Source organism: Mesorhizobium sp. M1D.F.Ca.ET.043.01.1.1, from assembly GCF_003952385.1.
GTDB lineage: Bacteria > Pseudomonadota > Alphaproteobacteria > Rhizobiales > Rhizobiaceae > Mesorhizobium.
Window position 1 is genome coordinate 5794040 of sequence record NZ_CP034444.1, and the last position, 23794, is coordinate 5817833.

Below are 23794 nucleotides of genomic sequence, written 5' to 3' on the forward strand. Positions count from 1 at the left end.
CTTGAGCCACCAACTGGTGCAATGTGGCTTCGGAGGATCGAAACCGTGCCATTCGTCAGCATCGGCGGCGTCACGCTGCACTATCGCTCGATCGAGGCGACCGGCACTTCGCGCCCGATCATCTTCATCAACTCGCTCGGCACCGACTTCCGGATCTGGGACGACGTCGTCGCGCGGCTAGCCGGCGAAATGCCGATGCTCGTCTACGACAAGCGCGGCCACGGGCTTTCCGATATCGGCGGCGGCGTGCGTTCGATCGACGACCATGCCGACGATCTGAGCGCGCTGATCGATCATTTCGGGTTCGACAAGGTCATACTCTTCGGCCTGTCGGTCGGCGGCATGGTGGCGCAGCGGCTCCATGCCCGCCGGCCAGAGATCGTCGAAGCCCTGATATTGAGCGACACCGCGCACAAGATCGGCACCGACGAAAGCTGGAACAGCCGCATCGCGACGGTCGAGCGCGACGGCATCGAGGCGATCGCCGACGGCATCATGAAGGTGTGGTTCACGCCGGACTTCCATGCCAACCGCGCGGCCGAGCTTGCCGGCTGCCGCAACATGCTGACCAGGCAGGCGCTGCCCGGCTATATCGGCACATGCATTGCGGTGCGCGACGCCGACTTCACCGACAGCGCGCGCCGCATCGCGGCGCCGACGCTCTGCATCGTCGGCGACCAGGACGGCTCGACGCCGCCCGATCTCGTCCGTTGGCTGGCCGATCTCATTCCCGGGGCACGCTTCGAGGTGGTCCGCGGCGCCGGGCACATTCTCTGCATCGAGCAGCCCGACGCGCTCGTCAGATTGATCCGCGACTTCGTCGCCTCGTTGCCTGAGGGAAAGCATGCCCATGGATGACGACCCCAACAACACCAGCCGCTACCGGACCGGTCTCGCGGTCCGTCGCTCCGTGCTCGGCGATCAGCATGTCGACCGCGCCGTGGACGCGGCAACCGATTTCGACCGGCCGTTCCAGCAGCTGATCACCGAGGCCGCCTGGGGAACGGTGTGGGCGCGCCCCGGCCTGTCGAAGCGCGAGCGATCGATTGTGACGCTGGCGCTGCTTGCGGCTCTCGGTCATGACGATGAGGTGGCAATGCATGTGCGCGCCACCGCCAACACCGGCGCATCGCGTGAGGACATCTGCGAAGCCTTCCTGCATGTCGCGATCTATGCCGGCGTGCCGGCGGCCAACCGCGCCTTCAAGATCGCCAAGGAGGTGTTCGCGCAAATGGACGGAGCCCCCCATGCCTGAGTCCCGCTCCAACCGGACGGCGGAAACCGGCGCCTTCTTCCAGCGCGACCGCCAATGGCATCCGCCGGCCTTCACGCCGGCCTACAAGAGCTCGGTGCTGCGTTCGCCGCAGAAGGCGCTGGTCGCCTTCGACAACACGCTGTCGGAACTCACCGGCCCGGTGTTCGGGCACGCGATGCTCGGCGAGCTCGACAACGACCTGATCCATAACTTCGCCAGGCCGGGCGAGAGCGCCCTCGGCGAGCGCATCATCGTCCACGGACGCGTGCTCGACGAGCGCGGCAGGGGCATGCCCGGCGTGTTGCTCGAGTTCTGGCAGGCCAACGCCGGCGGCCGCTACCGCCACAAGAAGGATGGGTATCTGGCGCCGCTCGATCCGAATTTCGGCGGCTGCGGCCGCACCATCACCAGCGAGGAGGGCGGCTACGCCTTTCGCACGGTCAGGCCCGGGCCCTATCCCTGGCCGAACGGCCCGAACGACTGGCGGCCGGCGCATATCCATTTTTCGGTGTTCGGCCATGGTTTCGCGCAGCGGCTGATCACGCAGATGTATTTTGAAGGCGATCCGCTGATCTGGCGCTGCCCGATCGTCGGCGGCATTTCCAACAAGGCCGCCATCGAAGCGCTGATCGCCGCGCTCGACATGCAGTCGACGATCCCGATGGACGCGCTCGCCTACAAGTTCGACATCGTGCTGCGCGGGCGACGCTCGACGCTGTTCGAGAACAGGCCGGAGGGCAATTGATGGCGCAGTCGCTCGACCGGCTGAAGGAGAGCCCTTCGCAGACCGCCGGACCCTATGTCCATATCGGGCTGACGCCCAATTTCTGCGGCATCGGCGGCGTCTATGACAACGACCTTGGCTCGACCATGGTCAACAAGCAGACTAGGGGCGAGCGCATCGAGTTGCGTATCCGGGTGCTCGACGGCACCGGCACGCCGCTCAAGGACGCGCTGGTCGAGATCTGGCAGGCGGACGCCGACGGGCTCTACAATTCGCCCGCCGAAATGCGCGGCACCGCCGATCCGGACTTTTTGGGCTGGGGCCGCCAGCCGACCGACATGGAAACGGGCGTCTGCCTGTTCCAAACGATCAAGCCCGGGCGCGTGCCGTTCCGCGACGGCCGGCTGATGGCGCCGCATATCGGCCTGTGGATCGTGGCGCGCGGCATCAATATCGGCCTCAACACGCGGCTCTATTTCTCCGACGAGGAGAAGGCCAATGCCGAGGATCCGATCCTTGCCCGCATCGAGCATCGCGCGCGGGTGCCGACGCTGATCGCCGAGCGCCAGGGCGACACTTATGTCTTCGATGTCCATCTACAAGGCGAGAAGGAGACGGTCTTCTTCGACAGCTGACCGAGATCGACATGACCGTTTCGCCTTTCGATCATCCGCTGCTTTCCGGCCTGCTCGGCGACGAGGAGGCGGCGAGACATTTTTCCGTGGAAGCCGATATCGCCGCGATGCTTGCCTTCGAAAGGGCGCTGGCCGAGGCGGAGGCCGAGTGCGGCGTGGTTTCGCGTGAGGCGGAGGCTGCGATCGTCAAGGCGATGGCCGCGTTCCGGCCCGACACAGCCAAGCTGAGAGCAGGGGTCGCCAAGGACGGCGTCGTGGTGCCGGAACTGGTGCGCCAGATCAGGGCGGCGGTCGGCGGCCAGCACAGCGAATTTGTGCATTTCGGCGCGACCAGCCAGGATGTCATCGACACCTCGCTGGCGCTGAGACTGCGCCAAGCGGTCGAGCATATCGGCCTGCTGCTCAGCGAAAACATCGTGCGCCTTGCCAGCCTCGAACAGGAGTTCGGGGGCAGGGCGCTGATGGCGATGACGCGCATGCAGCCGGCAATCCCGATCACGGCGGCGGACCGGATCGTTTCATGGCGGGCGCCGCTCGAGCGCCACCAGCAGCGCCTGAAGGAACTGTCCGGCCGGCTCCTGGTGGTGCAATTCGGCGGCGCCGCGGGCACACTGGAAAAGCTCGGCGACAAAGCGTCGGCCGTGCGCGCGGCACTCGCCGCGAAGCTCGGCCTCGGTGATGCGCCGCAATGGCATAGCCAGCGGGATGCGTTTGCCGAATTCGCCGGCTGGCTGTCACTCGTCACCGGCAGTCTCGGCAAGTTCGGGCAGGGTGTCGCGCTGATGGCGCAGGCGGGAACCGACATCAAGCTGTCGGGCAGTGGCGGCTCGTCGGCCATGCCGCACAAGCAGAACCCGGTGAAGGCAGAGGCGCTGGTGGCACTTGCCCGCTTCAACGCCACGCAGCTTGCCGGCATGCACCAGGCGCTGGTGCATGAGCAGGAACGCTCGGGCGCGGCCTGGACGCTGGAGTGGCTCATGCTGCCGCAGATGGTGGTGGCCACGGCCGGGGCGCTGAGGCTGGCGGCCGAGCTTGCCGCGCAGATCGAAAGCCTCGGGCACTAACGCATGTCGCCCAAAAGTGCGCAGCGGTTTTGGAACATGTGGGAAGGGACTTGATGCGCTCGCAGGTCGTCATCGTAGGCTCAGGACCGTCCGGCCTGCTGCTCGGCCAGTTGCTCGCCACCATCGGCGTCGAGACGATCATCCTCGAGCGGTCGAGCCGCGAGCATGTGCTCGGACGGGTGCGCGCCGGCGTGCTCGAGCAGGGCACGGTCGACCTGCTTGGCGAGGCAGGCGCCGCGGACAGACTCCATACCGAAGGTTTGCCGCATTCGGGCATCTCGCTTGCCTTCGATGGGCGTATGCACCGCATAGACCTCACTGGCCTGACCGGCGGCAAGCACGTCACCGTCTACGGCCAGACCGAGGTGACGCATGATTTGATGGACAAGCGCGAAGGGGCGGGGCTCGTCACCGTCTACGAGGCCGCCAGTGTCGCGCTGCACGATTTTGCCGGCGCATCGCCTTTCGTCACTTACGACAAGAACAGCGTCACGCATCGCGTCGACTGCGACTTCATCGCCGGCTGCGACGGCTATCACGGCGTCAGCCGCGGGTCGGTGCCGGAGGGCGCGCTGAAGACGTTCGAGCGGCAATATCCGTTCGGCTGGCTGGGCGTGCTGGCGGAGGTGCCGCCGGCCGACCATGAGCTGATCTACGCCAATCACGAGCGGGGTTTTGCGCTGTGCTCGATGCGCTCGCCGCGCCGCAGCCGCTACTATGTGCAGGTCTCTGCCGATGAGCGCGTCGAGGCCTGGTCCGACGATCGCTTTTGGGACGAGCTCAGACGCCGGCTGCCGTCGCAGACCGCTGCTGCCGTCACCACCGGCCCGTCCTTCGAAAGGTCGATCGCGCCGCTGCGGTCCTTCGTCGCCGAGCCGATGCGCTTCGGCCGGCTGTTCCTGGTCGGCGATGCCGCTCATATCGTGCCGCCGACGGGCGCCAAGGGCCTCAACCTCGCTGCCAGCGACGTGCGCTATCTCTTTGCCGGGCTTCGCGAATTCTTTTCCGACCGATCGGAGGCCGGGCTCGACGCCTATTCAGCCAGGGCGCTGGCGCGTGTCTGGAAAGCGGTGCGCTTTTCCTGGTGGATGACGACGATCCTGCACCGCTTTCCCGAGACAGGCGAGTTCGGCCAGCGCATCCAGGAGGCCGAGCTCGACTATCTCGTGCATTCGAAGGCTGCTTCTACGGCGTTGGCCGAAAACTACGTCGGCCTTCCCTATTGATTGGTGGAAGCGGTCAAACCCGCTCCAGCGCGATCGCAATGCCCTGGCCGACGCCGATGCACATGGTCGCAAGCGCATAACGCCCGCCGCGCTCGCGCAGCTCCAGCGCCGCCGTGCCGGTGATGCGCGCGCCCGACATGCCGAGCGGATGGCCGAGCGCGATGGCGCCGCCGTTCGGATTGACGTGCGCTGCGTCCTCGGCGATGCCGAGCTGGCGGAGCACCGCGATGCCTTGGGAGGCAAAGGCTTCGTTGAGCTCGACGACATCGAACCGATCCGGCGACAAACCAAGGCGGGCGCAGAGCTTCTTCGTGGCCGGCGCCGGGCCGATGCCCATGATGCGCGGGGCAACGCCAGCGGCGGCACCCCCAAGGATACGCGCGATCGGCGTCAAGCCATGTTTCTTCGCCGCTGCTTCCGAAGCGACGATGAGGGCGGCCGCGCCGTCGTTGACGCCGGAGGCATTTCCTGCCGTTACCGTGCCGCCCAGGCGAAACGGCGTTGGCAATTTGGCCAGCGCCTCGATGGTCGTGCCGGCGCGGGGATGTTCGTCCTTCGCTACCACGACCGGATCGCCCTTCCTCTGCGGGATCGTCACTGGCGTGATTTCTTTCGCCAGCCGGCCACTCTCTTGCGCGGCGACCGCCTTGTCCTGGCTGCGCACGGCAAAGGCGTCCTGGTCGGCTCTGCCGACGGAAAAATCCTCGGCGACGTTCTCGCCCGTCTCCGGCATGGAATCGACGCCGTACTGCTTCTTCATCAGCGGGTTGATGAAGCGCCAGCCGATGGTGGTGTCGTGGATCTCGGCATTGCGCGAGAAGGCCGTATCGGCCTTCGGCATGACGAACGGCGCGCGGCTCATCGATTCCACCCCGCCGGCAATCATCAGCTCGGCCTCGCCGGCCTTGATGGCGCGCGCGGCGATGGTGACGGCATCCATGCCGGAGCCGCACAAACGATTGACGGTCGAGCCGGGGAGGTCCTGAGGGAGACCTGCGAGCAGCAGCGCCATGCGCGCCACGTTGCGGTTGTCCTCGCCGGCCTGGTTGGCGCAGCCATAGACGACATCGTCGACAGCGGCCCAGTCGACGCCCTGATTGCGTTCCACGAGCGCGCGCAACGGGATGGCGCCGAGATCGTCTGTTCGCACCGAGGACAACGAACCGCCAAAGCGGCCGATCGGGGTGCGGATGTAATCGCAGATGAAGGCGTCAGTCATTTATGCAGCTTTCCCTTTGGCGGTACCCGCATGCGCCGCCTTGGTGCGGGCCTGCAGGTCGCGCAATGTCTTCAGCTCGAGTTCCGTCGGCGCCGGCGTCTCGTCAAGCGCCTCGGCAAATCTTACGACCCAGCCACAGGTCGCCTGCACCTCTTCGCGCGTGACGCCGGCATGCAGCGACACCACGGTGAATTCCTTGGTCACCGGGTCCGGCTTCCAGACCGCCAGATCGGTGATCAGCAAGGTCGGCCCGGCGGTGTCGATGCCGAGGCGCCTGCGGTGGTCGCCGCCTTCACCGTGGCCGAAGGAGGTGAAGAAGTCGATCTTTTCGACCATGCCGCGTTTCGACTGCGCCATGGTGATGTAGATCTCCTTCGACGACGTCGCGATCTCCGGCGCGCCGCCGCCGCCGGGCAGGCGGGTCTTGGGATGCATATAGTCGCCGATCACCGTGGTGTTGATGTTGCCGAACTTGTCGACCTGGGCGGCCCCGAGGAAACCGATCGAGATGCGGCCGCCCTGCAGCCAGTAACGGAACATCTCCGGCACCGCGACCGTGGTGACCGCCGTCTCGCATAATTCGCCGTCGCCGATCGACAACGGCAGCACGTCCGGAGCGGTGCCGATGGTGCCGCTCTCGTAGATCAGCGTGATGTCGGGCGCATGCGTCAGCCGGGCGACGTTGCAGGCGGCCGACGGCGCGCCGATGCCGACGAAGCAGACATCGTCGTTCTTCAGCGCGCGGCTGGCGGCGATCGTCATCATCTCGTTGGGGGTGAAGCCCAAGTCCCTGGTTTCGCTCATGCGGTCTTCCTCAGATGCCCGACGCGGGCGGCAAAGTCACCTGCCTTGGCCTCGAGGACGTTCTTCTGCATCCAGGCCTGGAAACGGTCGCGATCGGCGGCGATCTCGTCCCATTCGAGATAGGCGGCGTTGTCGCGCTCGTAATAGCCATGCGTGTAGGAGGGATGCGAGCCGCCGGGCACAACAGCAATCGCGGCGATCGTCCAGCTCGGCAACACGGTAAGGTTCGGGTGGACATCGTCGAAAGTGTCGACCACTTCCTCGACCGTCACCACCGCGCGTTTTGCCGAAAGCACGGCTTCCTTCTGGATGCCGATGATGCCTTCGACCAGCACATTGCCCTTCCGGTCGGCCTTCTGCGCGTGGATGAACGTGACATCGGGCCGGATCGCCGGAACCGCGGCGAGCACCTCGCCGGTGAACGGGCAGGTGACGGATTTGATGTTCGGATTGACTGCGGCAAGACCCGCGCCGCGATAGCCGCGAAACACCGCGCAGGGCAGGCCGGCGGCGCCCGCCTCATAGGCGTTGGCCATGCCGGCATGGCTGTGCTCCTCGACCTCGATCGCGCGCGGAAAGCCGTTTTCGATGGCGTCGCGGGCGCGCCTGAGCAGACCGACGCCGGGATTGCCGACATAGGAGAAGACGATCTTCTTCGCCATGCCCATGCCGATCATCTGGTCGTAAACCAGGTCGGGCGTCATGCGGATCAGCGTCAGGTCGCGAAAGCCCTGGCGGATCGCCTCATGCGCGGCGGCGGTCGGGATCAGATGGGTGAAGCCTTCGAAGGCGACGATATCGCCATCATGCAAATTCTCCGCGACGGCCTCTTTCAGCGGCAGGAACTTGACCATCGTGACGGCTCCCGAGATGCGAAAAAGTTCGCATTGCGAACATAAGTTTTATATGTGATATTCTTATCGTGGCGCCCTGCCCAGAGTCAACGCCAGCCTGGTACGTCCCTTGGAAGACGAAGCAACATCGCGCGACCATGTCGGCTCGCTGGAACGCGGGCTGGCGGTGATGGAAATCCTCGCCCGCCATCCCGCCGGCATGACGCTGACCGAGATGGCAGAGGAGGCGGGCCTGACCCGCGCCGGCGCCCGGCGCTTCCTGCTGACGCTGAGCGCCACCGGCTATGCGACGCAATCGGGCCGCTTGTTTTCGCTCTCGCCGCGCCTGCTGACTGTCGCCCGGACATGGCTCGGCGGCGCTTCGCTGTGGACTTTTGCCACGCCCATCATGCGCGAGGTGGCGGGGCGGTTCGACGAGGCCTGCAACGCGGCGGTGCTGTCGGGTGAGGACGTCGTCTATGTCGCGCGCATTCCCGGCCGCCGGATCTTGAGCGTTGCGCTCGACGTCGGCACGAGGCTGCCGGCCTATTGCACCTCGATGGGGCGCGTGCTGCTCTCCGGCCTGGCGGCGGACGAACTGAAGTCCTTCCTTGTGGAAGCCAAGATCGAGCGGCGGACGGCAAAGACGATCACCGGCCGTGGCGCGCTGGGCAAGGCCATCGAGAAGGCTAAGGCGGATGGCTTCGCGATCGTCGACGAGGAGTTGGAATCCGGCCTGCGCTCGATCGCTGTGCCGATCAACGACCGCGCCGGCCGCACCGTTGCCGCCATCAACGTGTCGACCCAGTCGGCCCGCTTCTCGGTCGAAGCTATGGAGCGCGAGATCCTGCCGGCGCTGCTGAGCGCCAAGCGCCGCGTCGAGGAATTCTTCTTCGTTTAGCGACGATCAATCTCGTCGGCTTGCACTCCCGGCATGATATCGTCACTCCAGCCAAGAGCCAGGCTGCGAAGCTACGTCGCTGCTGGCTACGATTGTAGAAAGACCAGACCGGTGCAGCCGATTCATCCGGCGATTTATCTCTTTGGCGCCCGCGCCCTGCGGGACTTCGGCGACGGCTTCGTCGCGGTGCTGTTGCCGGTCTACCTGCTCGCCCTTGGATTTACTCCCCTGCAGGTCGGCGTCATCGCGACAGCGTCGCTGCTCGGTTCAGCGCTGCTGACAATCTGTGTCGGACTTCTCGGCGCCCGGCACGATCGTCGCCAGCTCCTGCTGGCCGGCGCCGGCCTGATGATTGCCACCGGCGTGGCCTTCGCCGTGATCGATGACTACGCGCTGCTTCTGGTCGTTGCGCTCGCCGGCACGATCAACCCTTCGGCCGGCAGTGTCAGTGTATTCGTACCTTTGGAGCATGCCGTGCTTGCGCGCGAGGTCACCGAGCGTGAGCGCACCGGGATGTTTGCTCGCTACAGTGTCGCGGGCGCGCTCGCGGCCGCCGCGGGTGGACTGGCTTCCGCGCTGCCCGACCATTTGGCCCCGGTTGGCCTGGACCGGCTTGCAGGCATCAAGGCCATGTTCGTCCTTTATTCGCTTCTCGGTCTGCTGGGCGGCTCGCTTTACGCGTCGATCCCGCGCCGTCCGCCGCCGGCCCCCGGGAAAGCCGCCGCGCTAGGTCCTTCGCGCCATATTGTGTTCAAGCTCGCGGCCCTGTTCAGTCTCGATGCCTTTGCAGGGGGGTTCGTCGTTCAATCGCTGCTTGCACTTTGGCTGTTCGAGCAATTCAACCTTTCGCTTTCGGCCGCAGGTGCCTTCTTCTTCTGGTCGGGGGTGCTGTCGGCATTCTCGTTTCCAGTGGCCGCCCGGCTGTCGCGACGTATCGGTCTGGTCAACACGATGGTGTTCACGCACATTCCGTCCAGCATCGCCCTGATGCTGGCGGCGCTGGCGCCCAAGCTGCCCCTGGTGCTTGGCTTCTTATTGATCCGGGCCGCGCTGTCGCAGATGGATGTGCCGACGCGCTCGTCTTACGTGATGGCCGTCGTTACCGAGGCGGAGCGAGCGGCCGCCGCGAGCTTCACGTCGGTTCCGCGCAGTCTTGCCGCCTCGGTAAGCCCTGTCCTGGCGGGGGCTCTCTTCGCCGCCTCGTTTCGGGCGTGGCCACTGCTCATCTGCGGTGCATTGAAGATCGTCTACGACCTCCTCCTGCTGATGCAGTTCCGGCAGCTGAAGCCGCCGGAGGAGCGCTGACGCGACCCTGGCCCAAAGTTTGGCAACACTCGCGGACTTTTTCACCGCAGACGCTTCCGCGATTGACCGCACCTTTCAGGTGCGCTATTGAACAGGATTATACAGGTTCAATGAACAGGTATCGATATGGCTCGTCGCGCGATGCAACTCACCCCCGGCACGGGCAAGCCCGAGCAGATCGCGACCGTGCTGGAGCATGAGATCCGCTCCGGCGTGCTCGGCTTCGGCGACCGGCTGCAGAGCGAGAACGAGCTCGTGCAGCGCTTCTCGGTCAGCCGCAACACGGTCCGCAAAGGGCTGGAGGAGCTTTCCAGTCGGGGGCTCATCACCACCAAGGTCGGCATCGGTTCCTTCGTCACCTTCGACGGCATGCCGGTCGATGACGCGATCGGCTGGTCGCGCGCGCTTGCCAATGCGGGCGCCAATGCCGAGACCCGGACGCTGCGGCTCGAGATCATCGAGGATGCCGCGCTCGCGGCCAAACTCGGTGTCGAGAACCCATCCTTCATCGCCGTCGATCGCGTCCGCACCAATGCCGATGACGGCCATGCCATCTCGATCGAGCGCAGCCGCCTGCCGCTGTCGCCGGAGCTCGAAGATGTGCCGCTGCGCGGCCTGCGAGAAGGCTCGCTGCACCAGACGCTGCGCGGGGCAGGGCTGGTTCCCGATCATGGCGAGGAATGGGCCGACATCGAGATGCTGAGTGCCACCGATGCCGCGATCCTCGACTGCGCGCCGGGCACGCCGTTCCTGCGCACGCGGCGCCTGACGCGCGCCGCCGACGGCCGCGCCATCGAATTCGTCACCAGCCTGCTCAACCCGGCGCATTTCGCGCTGCATCTGGAATTTTGAGCATGGGCGCGGCCGATATGATGGACCGGGCAATGGGCGCGCTCGTCGGCGGCGCGCTTGGCGATGCGCTGGGCATGCCGACGCAGCTTTTGTCGCCCGCCCGCATCGCCGAGCTCTACGGCCGTGTCGAGGGCTTCGTGGCGCCTGTCGCCGACCATCCGGTGTCGAAAGGGCTGCCGGCCGGCGCCGTCACCGACGACACCGAACAGGCGCTCTTGCTTGGGCGCATCCTGGTCAGCTCCGGTGAGCGCTTCGACCACGCGCGCTGGGTGAACGCGCTGCTCGACTGGGAGCGCGACGTAAAGGCGCGCGGCAGCTACGACCTGCTTGGACCGTCGACCAAGCGCGCCATCGACGCGATCAACAACGGTGTGCCGGCCGAAGACGCTGGACGCGGCGGCGACACCAACGGCGCCGCGATGCGCATCGCGCCGGTCGGCGTCCTGATGCCGCCGGAGCCGCTCGACGCGCTGGTTGCGAAAGTCGCGGAAACCTGCCGGGCTACGCACAATACGTCGATTGCGATCGCCTCAGCCGCCGCGGTCGCTGCCGCGGTCAGTCTCGGTGTTTCGGGCGGCGACTGGCGCGCCGCTTCCGACCATGCCGTCGCGGCGGCAAAGCTTGGTGCGGCGCTCGGCCATTGGGTTACCGGCGGCGACATCGCCCGGCGTATCCTCTGGGCGCAGGAACTCGTCCGCGGCAAGTCGGAGAAAGATGCGATCGGGCTGATCGTCGATCTGATCGGAACCGGCGTCGCGAGCCAGGAATCGGTTCCGGTGGCGTTCGCCGTGCTGGAGGTGGCGCAAGGCGATGCGTGGCGGGCGGCCGTCATCAGCGCCAATCTCGGCGGCGACACCGACACGATCGGCGCCATCGCCGCCGGCATGGCGGGCGCCTGCGCCGGCCTGGCGCGGCTACCGCAGGATCGGATCGCGAGCCTGAAGGGCATCGACCTCGGCGAGGTCCGTACGCTGGCCGGCGATCTCGTCGCGGCGCGGGTCGCGGGCGGTTCCCGGAAGGAGGTTGCCTGATGGGCGGGCGCCTCGTTCATGTCGGCAGCGCGGTGGTGGATTACGTCTATCACGTCGATGCCTTGCCGGCGCCCGGCACCGAGAAGACCGCGTCGAGCTACGCGCGCGTTCCCGGCGGCGGCTTCAACATGATGGTCGCGGCGAGCCGTACCGGCATGAAGGTGGTGTTCGGTGGCCAGTTGGGAACGGGACCTGACGGCGACTTCCTGCGCGCCGCTTTCGCAGCCGAAGGCATCGAGACGCTGACGCCGCCGTCACCCTTGATGGACAGCGGCAATTGCGTCGCCATGATCAGCGGCGACGCCGAGCGGACTTTCGTCTCCTGGCCGGGAGCCGAAAGCCGGCTCACGCCCGATATGATGGCTCCCGTCAAAGTCGGCCCCGGCGACTGGGTTTTCGCGTCAGGCTACACGCTGAGCTATCCCGGCAGCCGCGATGCGCTCGCCGACTGGATCGAGGAGCTGCCGGCGGAAATTCCTTTCGTCTTCGACCCGACGCCGGTCATCGCCGAGATTCCGCGGCCGATCCTGGATCGGGTGCTCACGCGCGCGACATGGCTGAGCTGCAACACCGATGAGGCCGCCGAAATCGCCGGCGCCGGCGATGCCCAGACCATCGCCATCCGCTTGCTCTCCGAGCACTGCTCCGCAGCTAAAGGTGTCGTCATCCGGGCCGGCGCGCATGGTTGCCTGGTTCGCCTGGCCGACGGCGGCACGCGCGCCATTCCCGGCTTCGCGGTCCACGCCGTCGATACCAACGGCGCCGGCGACACCCATATCGGCGCCTTCGTCAGCGCTTTGTCGCGCGGTCTGTCGCCCTGCGGGGCTGCTTGCTACGCCAACGCGGCGGCGGCGCTTTCGGTTACCCGCCATGGCGGGTCGTCGGCGCCGACCGGCAACGAAATCCAGGAATTCCTTGCCCAGCGCGATCAAGCGGCGGCCGAGCAGGACAAGGAGCAAGAGGCCACGACTTAACAAGCTCGCAAACCGGGCGAACAATGAGAGGAAAGAAACCATGCGCATGCCCAGACTGACCGCTTTTCTGACGGCGACCGCCGTCGTCGTTTCAGCATTCACGATTGCGGCTCGGGCCGCCGAAGAAGTGCATGTGCTCAACTGGAAGGGCTATGGCGCCGACGAACCCTGGGCTGTCGCCAATTTCGAGAAGGCGACGGGCTTCAAGGTCGTCAACGACTTCTTCAACTCCGAGCAGGAGATGCTGACCAAGCTCAGGACCAATCCCGGCCTTTACGACGTCGTGATGATCAATGCCGCCTTCAACGACCAGGCGATGGCCGGCAAGCTGATCCAGCCGATCGATGCCTCGAAGCTTTCCAACTATGCCGACATCGCCAAGGACAAGGCCGGCTCGCCGATGCTCAACCATGACGGCAAGGTCTATGGCGTGCCGTGGGTCTGGGGCCTGACCGCTGTCGCCATCAACGAAAAATCCTTCGACAAGCCGCCGACGAGCATCGACGAGATGTGGGATCCGGCGCATAAGGGCCGCGTCATCATCCGCGACGATGCCGTCGAGGCGGTGCAGTTCGGGGCAATCGCCAGCGGCCAGAACATCAACGATATCAAGGACATGGACGCGGTCAAGACCAAGCTCACCTCGCTGATGCCGCAGATCAAGACCTTCTGGAGCTCGGAGAACGACTGGAACCAGATGGTCGCCTCCAACCAGATCGACATCGGCACCTACTGGAGCGGCTCGGCCGACCGCGCCAAGACGCATTTCAAGCTGCCGGTCTCGCTGGTCATCCCGCAGGAAGGCGCCGTCGCCTGGCTCGACGCCTTCTCGATCCCAGCCGGCTCCAAGAACGTCGCCGGCGCCGAGGCCTTCATCAACTACATGATCGACCCGAAATTCTACGTCGAATGGGTCACCAAGGTCGGCGCGCCGGTGTCGGCCAACACCAAGGCGGTCGAGGCGCTGCCCGAGGACGCCTTCAACCGCAAGGTCATGGGCAGCCCCGAGGTCGCCAAGCGCATCCAGTTCCAGGCGCCGATCACCGACGAGCAGCGCGAGAAATACCTGGCGCTGTGGCAGGAGCTGAAGGTCAACGTGAAGTAGCCGGCGTCTTTCGGGGAGGAGAGGCAAAAAATGGCTGACCAGCTTGCGATGGGTTCGCGCCGCAGCCTCAAGCCGGCCCTACCGCTTCTCCTTCCCGCCTATCTGTGGCTGACGGTGGCGATCTTCCTGCCGCTGTCGGCCATGGTCTTCTTCTCCTTCATGACCGACCTGCCGCTGGCCGGGAAGGAATGGTCGTTCACGCTCGGCAACTACGCGGCCTTCTTTTCGCAAAGCCTTTATCTGACGCTTCTTCTGGCTTCGCTGCGCCTCGGCCTGGAGGTCACGCTGTGGTGTGTCGTCATCGGCTATCCGGCGGCCTATGTGCTGGCGAAGGTGCTCAAAGGCCGCAGCCGCGAGGCGATCTTCCTGCTGGTCATCCTGCCGTTCTGGTCGAATGGGCTGGTGCGCATCTTCTCCTGGGCGATGGTGCTGCGCGAGGGCGGCATCCTCGACACGGCGCTCAACGCCGTGCTGCCGTTCAAGATCAACATCGACCTGATGTATTCCTATCCGGCGGTCCTCATCGGCCTGGTGCACTCCTATGTGCCCTACATGGTGCTGACCTGCTACCTCACGCTGCAGGCGATCGACGACTCGCTGATCGAGGCCGGCCGCTCGCTCGGCGCCTCGCGCCTGCAGGTGCTCAAGCGGGTGATCATCCCGCTGTCGATGCCCGGCCTGATCGCGGGCGCGGCGCTGATCTTCGTGCCGGTCGTCGGCTCCTTCATGGAGCCGCGCATCCTCGGCGGCCGCACCGGCACCTTCTACGGAACCATCATCGAGGACCAGTTCGTCGCCGTCTTCAACTGGCCGCTGGGCGCGGCGCTGTCCTTCATCCTGCTCGCTGTCGTGCTGATCATCCTGGCACTCGCGGCGCCGGTCCTGCGGAGGGCCGCCTGATGGCGACGACGCGCATCCTCGAATGGGTCGGGCGCTTCTACATCGTGCTGCTGCTCGCCTTCCTCTATCTGCCGATCATCATCATGGCGCTGATGTCGTTCAACGCCTCGCCCTTCTACCAGCTGCCGTTCGAGTGGACGACGGACTGGTATCAATCGCTCTGGCAGAACGACCAGCTGATCGCGGCGACCTGGAACAGCATCGAGATCGCGGTCATCACCACCATCATCTCGACGGTGCTGGGGTCGATGGCGTCGCTCGCGCTCTATCGCTACGAGTTCCGCGGCAAGAAATTCCTGCAGGTGCTGCTCTTCCCGCCGATCGCCATACCGTGGCTGATCACCGGCACGGCGATGCTGATCTTCTTCTTCGGCATTGGCATCGGCCGCGGCCTCGTCGCCATCCTGCTCGGCCATGTCGCGCTGGCGCTGCCTTACGTGATCGTCGTCGTGTCCGCGCGGCTGCAGACCTTCGCGCCGGAGCTGGAGGAGGCGGCGCGCTCGCTCGGCGCCAACCAGTGGCAGGTGACGAACCGTGTCACGCTGCCCTGGATCATGCCCGGCGTTATTGCCGGCGGGCTGTTCGCATTCGCCGTGTCGTTCGACCAGTTCGTGGTTTCGTATTTCCTCTCGACGCCTGGCCAGACGACTTTGCCGGTCGAAATCTACGCCGCGATCCGCAAGGGATTCACGCCCGAGATCAACGCGGTGTCGACGATCATCATCGTGGTGTCGATGGCCCTGATGCTGCTTACGGCGCGTTTCTTCAAATTCGGCGGAGAGAAATGATGGCAGGCGTCCAGGTAGCGAACGTCTCCCGCAGTTTTGGTGCGCACAAGGCGCTGGACGACGTCTCGATCGATTTCGCGGACGGCGGCTTCTATGCGCTGCTTGGGCCGTCCGGCAGCGGCAAGACCACGCTGCTCAGGCAGATCGCCGGCTTCGACTTTCCCGATTCCGGCCGCATCGCCATCGGCGGCGAAAGCGTCGAGCGCGTGCCAGTCGAGAAGCGGCGCATCGGCATGGTGTTCCAGAACTATGCGCTGTTCCCCAACATGAGCGTCGCCGACAACGTCGCTTTCGGTCTGTCGGTGCGCGGCGAAGCGAAGGCGACGATCGCAGCGGAAGTGCAGCGCGCGCTCGACCTCGTGCAACTCGGCAAGCTCGGCACCCGCCGGCCGCATCAGCTTTCCGGCGGCCAGCGCCAACGCGTGGCGCTCGCCCGTGCCATCGTCACCAAGCCGCGCGTGCTCTTGCTCGACGAGCCGCTCGGCGCGCTCGACAAGGCGCTGCGCGTCGACATGCAGATCGAATTGAAGCGCATCCAGCGCGAGATCGGCATCACCACCATTTTCGTCACCCATGACCAGGAAGAGGCGCTGACGATGAGCGACCGCATCGGCATCCTGCGCGATGGCAGGCTGGTGCAGGAGGGGCCGCCGGAAGAGATCTACGACCGGCCGCAAAGCGAGTTCGCCGCGACCTTCCTCGGCGACGCCAACATCTTTCGCGGCGATGCCACCGGCAATGGCATCAGGTTGCCGGATGGCACAGCCATCGCCGCCGCTTCCGGCGCGCCTGTCCCAGCTGGCGCCAGGGCGAGCTGCGCCGTGCGGCCGGAGCGCATCCAGATCTCGACCGGCCTGGCAAAGCCCGACACCGGCAATGCCAACACGCTCGAAGGGCAGGTCTCGAAACGGATCTTCGCCGGCAACAACAGCACCTATTTCGTGGAGCGAGACGGTCAGACGCTGAAGGTCATCGTCCAGAACACCGGCGCCGACAGGCTGGCCGAGGGCGAGCCCGTGGTGCTCAGCTGGTCGCCGGAAAGCACGGTGCTGATCGCGGCGAACTGATGTAACTGCTGATGGGAAATGATGGCGCGGGCCTTGGCCGAGGCCCGGACCATGGCGTTATATCCAGTCCTCGACGGGAGGAATGGATGGCTGACGTGGGTTTCGAGCCCGACGTAAAGATCCGGGTCAAGGACTACCGGATCGGCTGCATCGGCGCCGGCATGATCATGGCCGAATGCCATCTCGCCGCCTACAAGGAAGCCGGGTTTGCCGTCGTCGCAATTGCCTCGCGCACCAGGGCGAATGCCGAGAAGGTCGCGGCCCGCTGGGGCATTTCGACCGTCCACGACACGCCGGAGCAATTGATCGAGGACAACAGCGTCGAGATCGTCGATCTTGCCTTCCCGCCGGATCAGCAGCCGGCGCTGATCCGTCATGCGCTGAGACAACCGCACGTCAAGGCGATCCTGGCGCAGAAGCCGCTGGCGCTGTCGGTCGAGGAGGCGGTGAAGCTGCGCGACGAGGCGGCCAAGTCCGGCAAGATCCTCTCGGTCAACCAGAACATGCGCTACGACCAGTCGATGCGCGTCCTGAAGCAGATCATCGACAGCGGGGCGCTGGGCGAGATCGTCTTTGCCGAGATCGACATGCACGCGATCCCGCATTGGCAAACCTTCCTTGCCGGTTACGACCGGCTGACGCTCGCCAATATGAGCGTGCACCACCTCGACGTGCTGCGCTTCCTGTTCGGCGATCCGGACGAGATCACCACGCTGACGCGCAAGGATCCGCGCACGCGATTTGAGCATTCCGACGGCATCACGGTGTCGACGCTCAGATTTCCCTCTGGCGTGCTCGCCGTGTCGCTGGAAGATGTCTGGTCCGGCCCGCGTCAGCAAGGTTATCAGGACGACCAGCACATCAACTGGCGCGTCGACGGCACCAAGGGCGTTGCCAAGGGCACGATCGGCTGGCCGAAAGGCATAGCCTCGACGCTGACCTACGCCTCGACCGAGACGACCGGCGGCAAATGGGTCAGCCCAGGCTGGGAGACGATGTGGTTCCCGCATGCTTTCATCGGCGTGATGGAGCAACTGCAATATGCGCTCAAGACCGGCACGCCGCCGGCGCTTTCGGTTGCCGACAACGTCAAGACCATGGAGCTCGTCGAGGCCGGCTACCGCTCAATGGCGGAAGGCCGGACCATCAGGCTCGCCGAAGTCCCTGTCGACTGAGGCAGGCAAAAGACACGACGACAGAACCGCTTACCCGGAGGACTTCACCTCATGATGCAGGCAGGGATCTTTACAGGCTATTTCCCCTACGAGCTCGAGGAGGTCGCCAGGCGCATCCGCGCGCTCGATTTCAACACGGTGCAGCTCGATCTGCATTTCAAGGATATCGATCTGTCGGCCGGGCGGATCACCAGGGACAAGGCGCGGAAGGTGCGCGATGCATTTCGCGACCATAACCTGCCGGTCTGCTGCGTGTCCGGCTACACCAACATCATTCATCCGGACAAGGCCGAGCGCGAGCGGCGGCTGGCGTATCTGAAGGAGATCATCCGCAACGCGCGCGAATTCGGCAGCCCTTACGTGATCTCGGAAACCGGCACCTACAACACCGAATCCGACTGGGTGCACCATCCGAAGAACAAGACCGAGGAGGGGTTCGAGGAATGCCGCAAAGTGATTTCCGACCTTGCCCAGACGGCTTACGACCATGGCGCGGTGTTCCTGCTCGAGACCTATGTCAACAACGTCGTCGGTTCGGTCGAGGAGACCGTGAAAATGTTCGCGCAGGTCGACCATCCCGGCCTCGGCCTGCTGATGGATCCGACCAATTATTTCGAGGCGCACAACATCGACTGCATGGATCAAGTGCTGAACCAGGTGTTCGACACGCTGACCGACAAGATCAAGATCGCGCATGCCAAGGACGTCAAGCGCTCGGGCAGCGACAAGACGGAAAAGCATGCCGATATCGGCGACGCGGATGCGCATGAAGGACTGACGTTCCGGGGCGTCGGTGAGATCGAATTGCCGGCGCCGGGGCTCGGTGCGCTCAACTACGACGTCTATCTCAAGCGGCTCAGCGAGAAGCATCCGAACATTCCGGTGATCATCGAGCATCTCTCTGAGGACGACGTGCCGCGGGCGAAGAAATTCCTCGACGGGAAATTCCGCGCCAACGGGCTTTGACGACCGGGGAGGTGACGATGACGGCCGCCGGGACGAAGCGCGATTACAGCCTTGTCGGTGAGAGCGCGCGCAAGGCGATCGAGACCGGGCTTGCCTCGGCCGAGTGGTACCACACCGACGTGGCGCGCAAGACCATCAAGGAGCTGATGCAGCGTTCCGATGGGCCGGCGATCCGCGACACCACCATCTGGATTGTCGCGATCCTGGGCTCCGCCGCCGGCATCGTCTGGTTCTGGGGCACATGGCGGGTCGTGCCGTTCCTGTTCGTCTACGGCGTGCTCTATGGCTCCTCGAGCGACTCGCGCTGGCACGAATGCGGCCACGGCACCGCCTTCCGCACGCGCTGGATGAACGACGTCGTCTACCACATCGCCTCCTTCATGCTGATGCGCAATCCGGTGCAGTGGCGCTGGAGCCACGCGCGGCACCACACCGACACCATCATCGTCGGCCGCGATGCCGAGATCGCGGTGATGCGGCCGCCGGATCTCATCAAGGCGGCGCTCGCCTTCACCGGCATCCTCGACTTCCGCTATTCGCTGCCGACGCTGGTGCGTCAGGCCTTCGGCGAGCTGTCGGACGACGAGAAGAGCTACATCCCTCAGATGGAACAGCATAAGGCGGTGATTGCCGCGCGCTGGCACATGGTCGTGTATGCCGCGACGATCGCTGTCGCGATCGCGCTTGGGTCATGGATACCGCTGGTGCTGATCGGCCTGCCGCGCCTTTACGGCACCTGGCACATGGTGATGACCGGGCTTTTGCAACATATCGGGCTCGCCGACAACGTCACCGACCACCGGCTCAACACGCGCACCGTCTACATGAACCCGGTCAGCCGGTTCATCTACTGGAACATGAACTACCATGTGGAGCATCACATGTTCCCGATGGTGCCCTATCACGCGCTGCCGAAGCTGCACGAGCTGATCAAGCACGATCTGCCGGAACCGAACCCGTCGATATGGCATGCCTATCGCGAGGTCTGGCCGGTGCTGCTCAGGCAGCTGAAATACGAGGACTATTACATCAAGCGCGAACTGCCGCCGACGGCCAAGCCTTATCGCGGTGAGTTCCACGAGGTCGACATGACGACAACGGCCGCCGAATAGGCGTCGCGCAGCAATCCCGAGGAAGATGATGACCGGAGAGAGACGATGGCGGACTGGGTCGAAGCTTGCGCGGTGGACGACGTGGATGAGGAGGACGTGATCCGCTTCGACCATGGCGGCCGCAGCTTCGCGATCTTTCGCTCGCCTGACGACGAGTTCTTCGCCACCGATGGTTTCTGCACGCATGAAAAGGCGCATCTGGCCGACGGGCTGGTGATGAACGACATCATCGAATGCCCCAAGCACAATGGCCGCTTCAACTACAAGACCGGCCAGGCCAAGGGCGCGCCGGTCTGCGTCAACCTCAGGACCTATCCGGTCAAGGTCGAGGCCGGCAAGGTCTTGATCGAAATCGGCTGAGCCGCCAAACGCCCGAAGAATGAGGAACACCAATCGATGAGCCGAAAGAGACCGACCGTTGCCGATCTGCGCGCCATGAAGGGCAAGCGGCAGCTGACCATGTTGCGCGTGTTGACGCTCGATGAGGCCGAAGCCGCCGAGCGCGCCGGCATCGACATCGTCTCGGTGCCGCCGGAGCTGGTGCTCAATCCTGAGTACCGTGATGCTGCACCCAGCCTCTTCACCATGCCTGGCGAGAACTTCTTCGAGATCGGCACGGCGGACGATTTCCTGCGCTGGGCTTTCCGGCTCTACAAGGCCGGAGCCGATGCGGTCTACTGCAGCGCCGGCTATGCCACTATCAAGCGGATGGCAGAAGACGCCATTCCGGTCATCGGCCATGTCGGCCTGATCCCGTCGCGCGCGACCTGGACCGGCGGGTTCAAGGCCGTCGGCAAGACCGCCGACACGGCGATCAAGGTGTTCGAGGCGGTGAAGCAGCTGGAAGCCGCCGGCGCGATCGGCGCCGAGATCGAGGTGGTGCCGGTCGAGGTGGCGAAGGCGATCTCCGAGCGCACCTCGCTGATCATGCTGTCGATGGGCGCGGGCACGGGCTGCGATGCGCAATACCTGTTCGCCGAAGATATTCTCGGCGCCAATCGCGGTCACATGCCGCGCCATTCGAAAGTCTATCGCAACTTCGCCGCCGAATACGACCGGCTGCAGGCGGAGCGGATCGCGGCGTTCTCCGAATATGCCGCGGACGTCAACAGCGGCGCCTATCCGGAAGACCGGCATGTCGTGCATATGGATGCGGACGAGCTCACTCTCTTCATGAGGAAGGTGGACGAAAAAGCCTAAGCGCGTCGCGATCTTTCAGATTCACGATGCGTTTTAGGTTTTTGATTTGCGCATGTCTTTATCCCGAAAACCGGTTCCCACTTTCGGGAGACATGCTCTAAGCAAGCAGTATCTGGTGCACCGCAGGGCGCCAATAGCCATCGGCGAGCACGGCGTGGAGCGCGTCGGCATTGGGTCCCAGCGGCCGGTCTTCCTTGAGCGTCGGCACATGGGCGCGGACGGCCGCGTGGATCGTGCCGGTGGCGGGCGCCAGCGTCAGCCCTTCGCGCAGGTCGATCGCCTGCGCCGCTGCCATCAGCTCGAGGGCGATCAGGCGCCGCCACAGCACGATCATCTCGGCGCATTTGGCGACGGCAAGCGGCGTCTGCGTGGCGTGGTCCTCAACGCCCTCGGACACGGGCAGGAAGTCGAGCATCACCGGATTGGCCTTGTGGCGGATGGCGGCCAGGATCGCCGTCACCGTCTTCTGCAGCGGCACGAAGCCGGCGGAAGCGCCGCCAACCGGCGACAGGTATTTCGGCAGGCCGTGGCGGGTTGAGCCGGTGAGCTGGATGAAGCGGGCGGCGGAAGCCGCCGCACATTGGGCGATCGCGAGGCCCAGCGTCTCGAAGGCCAGCGACAGCGAGGCGGTGTGGAAATTGCCTGTCGACAGCACCAGCGCGTCTTCGGCAAGGACCAGCGGGTTGTCGGCGGACGCGTTGAGCTCGATCTCGACGGCGAGCCTGGCATGGTCGATCGCCTGGATCAGCGCCCCGTGGATCGAGGGCATGCAGCGGATCGACAGCGGATCCTGAAGCGCGGTCGGCGGCGCTACCTCGTCCCGGGCGAGCAGGTCGCGCAACGCCTTTGCCGCGACCTGCTGGCAGGCAGCCGGCCGCGCCAGATGCAGGCGCGCGTCAAGGATGGTGCGGTTGGCGCCCAGCGCCTCCATGGTGAGCGCGCCGGCTTGTTGTTGCTGTTCCAGTGCCGAGAGCGCATCGGTCAGCGCCAGCGCGCCGGCGCCGGTGGAGACAGCGGAAGCGTTGATCAGCGACAGGCCGTCCTTGGGAGCCAGGCCGACCGGCGCAAGGCGCGCCATCATCAGCGCCTTTGCCGAGGGCATGCGCCTACCCTGATAGTCGGCGTCGCCTTCGCCGATCAGCGTATGAGCGATCGCCGTCATCAGCACCAGGTCGCCGGCGCCGATCGAGCCAAGCGAGGGCATCACCGGATGGACGCCGGCGTTGAGCAGATCGACGAACGCGGTGAAGACATGCGGCGACAGACCGGAGCCGCCTGCCGCGAGCATGGCGATACGGGCGAACATTGCGGCGCGCACGAGCTGCGCAGACAGTGCGTTTCCCACCGCGGCGCCGCGTCCGTCGAGAAGCTGGCGCTGGAAGGCGTCGGCATCGCCTTCGACTGTCGTGCCGAGATTGGCGCCCAGCCCGGTGTTCAGCCCATAGATCTGCTGGCCACCGGCCGCAGCGGCGTCGAGGACCTCGCGCGCCTTGGCCAGTCTTTCGATGACGGCAGGCGTGACTTCGATCTTGCCCGCGTTGCGCGCGACGGCGGCCACGTCCTCGATGCTGACACCGGCGCCGGTGAGAACGAGCGGGGTCATGCGAAGCGCAGCCTCTGGCCGATGCCGTGTTCCGCGGCTTTGGTCAGCATCGCCTTGCCGAGCGCGATGTCGGAGAGCGAGAGGCCGCGATGCCAGAACAGGATCGTCTCGCCGTCGCTTTGCCGGCCCGCTTTGCGGCCGGCCACGATCTGGCCGAGCTCGGCATGCAGCGTCGCCTCGCTCAGCCGGCCCGTCTCGACATGGGCGCGCAGCGCGCCGAACTTGCCGCCCTTGCACTGGCCCCAGTCGTCGACGACGATCTTCTGCATGATGTCGGTGAGCGAAAGCTCCACCGCGCTCATCGTGCCGTAAGGCACCACCAGCGCGCCCCGCTTGATCCATTCGGTCTTGAGCAGCGGCTGCGGTTCCGGCAGCCGCGAGGCCTCGACGACGATGTCGGCGCCTTCGACGCAGCTCTTCCAGTCGGCCACGGTCATGACGGGTTTGCCGAGATCGGCGGCAAGCTTCGCGGCGAAGGCGTCGCGGCTCTCCGGCCGGCGTGAATGAACGCGGATCTCGTCGAAGTCGAAGAGGTGGTCGAGCAGGCGGACGTTCCAGTAGGCCGTGCCGCGCGCGCCGATGTGGCCTAGCACCTTCGACGACTTCTTCGCCAGATGCCTGGCGCCGATGGCGGTGACGGCGCCGGTGCGCATATCGGTGATGACGGTGGCGTCGAGGATGGCTCGCGGCGCGCCGGTGCGCGGGTCGAAGAGGTTGAGGATGCCGAATTCGGACGGCAGCCCGTGCAGGTAGTTGTCGACATAATCGCCGACGATCTTCACGCCGGCCGCATCGAGCGGCGCCACATAGCCCCGCAGCACGTTGAAGTGACCATGAAAAGACGGGTCCGGCTCGAGATGGACGCGCGGCTCGATCACCGTCTGGCCGTTGCCCTGGGCGACGAGCCCGGCTTCGACGGCGGCAATGATCTCGGCATCGGTCATGGCAAGGGCTTCGATGTCGAGAGCATTGAGGTAGTCGATATAAATGGGCTTCATGCATTTCCCTCGGCCGGCCCGCGCTCTCATCCATAACAGGCGACGGGCCGACACGAA

25 protein-coding genes are annotated in these 23794 nt (G+C 65.4%); 20 read left to right on the forward strand and 5 right to left on the reverse strand.

What is annotated here, in order from left to right:
- Positions 1-45: 45 nt before the first annotated feature.
- The 6 genes from pcaD to pobA are packed head-to-tail and all read left to right on the forward strand — an operon-like array spanning position 46 to position 4904.
- Positions 46-858 (forward strand): 3-oxoadipate enol-lactonase, encoded by an 813-nt coding sequence (gene pcaD / locus EJ067_RS27780; protein WP_126088341.1) that lies wholly within the window; start codon positions 46-48, stop codon positions 856-858.
- The gene (gene pcaC, locus EJ067_RS27785) at positions 851-1255 is read left to right on the forward strand and encodes a 4-carboxymuconolactone decarboxylase (RefSeq protein ID WP_126088342.1); all 405 of its coding nucleotides are present in this window, start codon (positions 851-853) and stop codon (positions 1253-1255) included. The genes pcaD and pcaC overlap by 8 nt, the downstream gene beginning before the upstream one ends.
- Positions 1248-2000: a protocatechuate 3,4-dioxygenase subunit beta gene (pcaH, locus tag EJ067_RS27790; RefSeq protein WP_126088343.1), complete on the forward strand. Its 753-nt coding sequence runs from the start codon at positions 1248-1250 to the stop codon at positions 1998-2000. The genes pcaC and pcaH overlap by 8 nt, the downstream gene beginning before the upstream one ends.
- Complete coding sequence (pcaG, locus tag EJ067_RS27795) at positions 2000-2614, forward strand: protocatechuate 3,4-dioxygenase subunit alpha (RefSeq protein WP_126088344.1); 615 nt, start codon at positions 2000-2002, stop codon at positions 2612-2614. Before pcaH ends, pcaG begins: the two co-directional genes overlap by 1 nt.
- An 11-nt stretch (positions 2615-2625) precedes the next feature.
- Positions 2626-3678 (forward strand): 3-carboxy-cis,cis-muconate cycloisomerase, encoded by a 1053-nt coding sequence (locus EJ067_RS27800; RefSeq protein WP_126088345.1) that lies wholly within the window; start codon positions 2626-2628, stop codon positions 3676-3678.
- Positions 3679-3731: 53 nt separating this feature from the next.
- Positions 3732-4904 carry a 4-hydroxybenzoate 3-monooxygenase gene (gene pobA / locus EJ067_RS27805; protein WP_126088346.1) on the forward strand — a complete coding sequence of 391 codons (1173 nt, stop codon included), beginning with the start codon at positions 3732-3734 and terminating at the stop codon, positions 4902-4904.
- Between the two features lie 13 nt (positions 4905-4917).
- On the opposite strand, the gene pcaF is transcribed toward pobA, so the two are convergent.
- From pcaF to EJ067_RS27820, 3 genes are read right to left on the reverse strand one after another with little or no spacing between them, the layout of a single operon-like run.
- Positions 4918-6123: a 3-oxoadipyl-CoA thiolase gene (pcaF, locus tag EJ067_RS27810; protein ID WP_126088347.1), complete on the reverse strand. Its 1206-nt coding sequence runs from the start codon at positions 6121-6123 to the stop codon at positions 4918-4920.
- Positions 6124-6927, reverse strand: a complete 804-nt coding sequence (locus EJ067_RS27815; protein ID WP_126088348.1) for a CoA-transferase subunit beta — start codon at positions 6925-6927, stop codon at positions 6124-6126. It lies immediately after the preceding gene.
- Positions 6924-7781: a CoA-transferase gene (locus EJ067_RS27820; RefSeq protein ID WP_126088349.1), complete on the reverse strand. Its 858-nt coding sequence runs from the start codon at positions 7779-7781 to the stop codon at positions 6924-6926. The genes EJ067_RS27815 and EJ067_RS27820 overlap by 4 nt, the downstream gene beginning before the upstream one ends.
- Positions 7782-7890: 109 nt before the next feature.
- Here EJ067_RS27820 and EJ067_RS27825 point away from each other — a divergent pair, with 109 nt between their 5' ends.
- The 14 genes from EJ067_RS27825 to EJ067_RS27890 all read left to right on the forward strand — a co-directional run bounded on the left by EJ067_RS27825 (position 7891) and on the right by EJ067_RS27890 (position 21136).
- Positions 7891-8661: an IclR family transcriptional regulator C-terminal domain-containing protein gene (locus tag EJ067_RS27825; protein WP_126088350.1), complete on the forward strand. Its 771-nt coding sequence runs from the start codon at positions 7891-7893 to the stop codon at positions 8659-8661.
- 111 nt (positions 8662-8772) lie between these two features.
- Complete coding sequence (locus tag EJ067_RS27830) at positions 8773-9966, forward strand: MFS transporter (RefSeq protein ID WP_126088351.1); 1194 nt, start codon at positions 8773-8775, stop codon at positions 9964-9966.
- A gap of 126 nt (positions 9967-10092) precedes the next feature.
- Positions 10093-10818 carry a GntR family transcriptional regulator gene (locus EJ067_RS27835; RefSeq protein WP_126088352.1) on the forward strand — a complete coding sequence of 242 codons (726 nt, stop codon included), beginning with the start codon at positions 10093-10095 and terminating at the stop codon, positions 10816-10818.
- 2 nt (positions 10819-10820) lie between these two features.
- Positions 10821-11849: an ADP-ribosylglycohydrolase family protein gene (locus tag EJ067_RS27840; protein WP_126088353.1), complete on the forward strand. Its 1029-nt coding sequence runs from the start codon at positions 10821-10823 to the stop codon at positions 11847-11849.
- Entirely contained in the window at positions 11849-12823 is a 975-nt protein-coding gene (locus EJ067_RS27845) for a PfkB family carbohydrate kinase (protein ID WP_126088354.1), read from the forward strand. The genes EJ067_RS27840 and EJ067_RS27845 overlap by 1 nt, the downstream gene beginning before the upstream one ends.
- A 40-nt stretch (positions 12824-12863) precedes the next feature.
- Positions 12864-13928, forward strand: coding sequence for an ABC transporter substrate-binding protein (locus EJ067_RS27850; RefSeq protein ID WP_126088355.1), 1065 nt, complete (start codon positions 12864-12866; stop codon positions 13926-13928).
- Between the two features lie 30 nt (positions 13929-13958).
- Entirely contained in the window at positions 13959-14828 is an 870-nt protein-coding gene (locus tag EJ067_RS27855) for an ABC transporter permease (protein ID WP_126088356.1), read from the forward strand.
- Entirely contained in the window at positions 14828-15616 is a 789-nt protein-coding gene (locus tag EJ067_RS27860; RefSeq protein ID WP_126088357.1) for an ABC transporter permease, read from the forward strand. The genes EJ067_RS27855 and EJ067_RS27860 overlap by 1 nt, the downstream gene beginning before the upstream one ends.
- Entirely contained in the window at positions 15616-16683 is a 1068-nt protein-coding gene (locus EJ067_RS27865; RefSeq protein WP_126088358.1) for an ABC transporter ATP-binding protein, read from the forward strand. Before EJ067_RS27860 ends, EJ067_RS27865 begins: the two co-directional genes overlap by 1 nt.
- 86 nt (positions 16684-16769) lie before the next feature.
- Positions 16770-17858: a Gfo/Idh/MocA family oxidoreductase gene (locus EJ067_RS27870; protein ID WP_126088359.1), complete on the forward strand. Its 1089-nt coding sequence runs from the start codon at positions 16770-16772 to the stop codon at positions 17856-17858.
- A gap of 51 nt (positions 17859-17909) precedes the next feature.
- On the forward strand, positions 17910-18824 hold the full coding sequence (locus EJ067_RS27875) for a sugar phosphate isomerase/epimerase (protein ID WP_126088360.1): 915 nt from the start codon (positions 17910-17912) through the stop codon (positions 18822-18824).
- A gap of 17 nt (positions 18825-18841) precedes the next feature.
- Positions 18842-19936 (forward strand): fatty acid desaturase family protein, encoded by a 1095-nt coding sequence (locus EJ067_RS27880; protein WP_126088361.1) that lies wholly within the window; start codon positions 18842-18844, stop codon positions 19934-19936.
- Between the two features lie 45 nt (positions 19937-19981).
- On the forward strand, positions 19982-20296 hold the full coding sequence (locus tag EJ067_RS27885; protein WP_126088362.1) for a MocE family 2Fe-2S type ferredoxin: 315 nt from the start codon (positions 19982-19984) through the stop codon (positions 20294-20296).
- Positions 20297-20332: 36 nt separating this feature from the next.
- Entirely contained in the window at positions 20333-21136 is an 804-nt protein-coding gene (locus EJ067_RS27890) for a 3-methyl-2-oxobutanoate hydroxymethyltransferase (protein ID WP_126088363.1), read from the forward strand.
- 97 nt (positions 21137-21233) lie between these two features.
- On the opposite strand, the gene hutH is transcribed toward EJ067_RS27890, so the two are convergent.
- Positions 21234-22739, reverse strand: a complete 1506-nt coding sequence (gene hutH / locus EJ067_RS27895) for a histidine ammonia-lyase (RefSeq protein WP_126088364.1) — start codon at positions 22737-22739, stop codon at positions 21234-21236.
- On the reverse strand, positions 22736-23737 hold the full coding sequence (locus tag EJ067_RS27900) for an ornithine cyclodeaminase family protein (RefSeq protein ID WP_126088365.1): 1002 nt from the start codon (positions 23735-23737) through the stop codon (positions 22736-22738). The genes hutH and EJ067_RS27900 overlap by 4 nt, the downstream gene beginning before the upstream one ends.
- Between the last annotated feature and the right edge of the window lie 57 nt (positions 23738-23794).

Coding starts and splice junctions, on each gene's coding strand:
- pcaC (WP_126088342.1), top strand. CDS start 851: ATGGATGACGACCCCAACAACACCAGCCGCTACCGGACCGGTCTCGCG.
- pcaH (WP_126088343.1), top strand. CDS start 1,248: ATGCCTGAGTCCCGCTCCAACCGGACGGCGGAAACCGGCGCCTTCTTC.
- pcaG (WP_126088344.1), top strand. CDS start 2,000: ATGGCGCAGTCGCTCGACCGGCTGAAGGAGAGCCCTTCGCAGACCGCC.
- EJ067_RS27800 (WP_126088345.1), top strand. CDS start 2,626: ATGACCGTTTCGCCTTTCGATCATCCGCTGCTTTCCGGCCTGCTCGGC.
- pobA (WP_126088346.1), top strand. CDS start 3,732: ATGCGCTCGCAGGTCGTCATCGTAGGCTCAGGACCGTCCGGCCTGCTG.
- pcaF (WP_126088347.1), bottom strand. CDS start 6,123: ATGACTGACGCCTTCATCTGCGATTACATCCGCACCCCGATCGGCCGC.
- EJ067_RS27815 (WP_126088348.1), bottom strand. CDS start 6,927: ATGAGCGAAACCAGGGACTTGGGCTTCACCCCCAACGAGATGATGACG.
- EJ067_RS27820 (WP_126088349.1), bottom strand. CDS start 7,781: ATGGTCAAGTTCCTGCCGCTGAAAGAGGCCGTCGCGGAGAATTTGCAT.
- EJ067_RS27835 (WP_126088352.1), top strand. CDS start 10,093: ATGGCTCGTCGCGCGATGCAACTCACCCCCGGCACGGGCAAGCCCGAG.
- EJ067_RS27840 (WP_126088353.1), top strand. CDS start 10,821: ATGGGCGCGGCCGATATGATGGACCGGGCAATGGGCGCGCTCGTCGGC.
- EJ067_RS27845 (WP_126088354.1), top strand. CDS start 11,849: ATGGGCGGGCGCCTCGTTCATGTCGGCAGCGCGGTGGTGGATTACGTC.
- EJ067_RS27850 (WP_126088355.1), top strand. CDS start 12,864: ATGCGCATGCCCAGACTGACCGCTTTTCTGACGGCGACCGCCGTCGTC.
- EJ067_RS27855 (WP_126088356.1), top strand. CDS start 13,959: ATGGCTGACCAGCTTGCGATGGGTTCGCGCCGCAGCCTCAAGCCGGCC.
- EJ067_RS27860 (WP_126088357.1), top strand. CDS start 14,828: ATGGCGACGACGCGCATCCTCGAATGGGTCGGGCGCTTCTACATCGTG.
- EJ067_RS27865 (WP_126088358.1), top strand. CDS start 15,616: ATGGCAGGCGTCCAGGTAGCGAACGTCTCCCGCAGTTTTGGTGCGCAC.
- EJ067_RS27870 (WP_126088359.1), top strand. CDS start 16,770: ATGGCTGACGTGGGTTTCGAGCCCGACGTAAAGATCCGGGTCAAGGAC.
- EJ067_RS27875 (WP_126088360.1), top strand. CDS start 17,910: ATGATGCAGGCAGGGATCTTTACAGGCTATTTCCCCTACGAGCTCGAG.
- EJ067_RS27880 (WP_126088361.1), top strand. CDS start 18,842: ATGACGGCCGCCGGGACGAAGCGCGATTACAGCCTTGTCGGTGAGAGC.
- EJ067_RS27885 (WP_126088362.1), top strand. CDS start 19,982: ATGGCGGACTGGGTCGAAGCTTGCGCGGTGGACGACGTGGATGAGGAG.
- EJ067_RS27890 (WP_126088363.1), top strand. CDS start 20,333: ATGAGCCGAAAGAGACCGACCGTTGCCGATCTGCGCGCCATGAAGGGC.
- hutH (WP_126088364.1), bottom strand. CDS start 22,739: ATGACCCCGCTCGTTCTCACCGGCGCCGGTGTCAGCATCGAGGACGTG.
- EJ067_RS27900 (WP_126088365.1), bottom strand. CDS start 23,737: ATGAAGCCCATTTATATCGACTACCTCAATGCTCTCGACATCGAAGCC.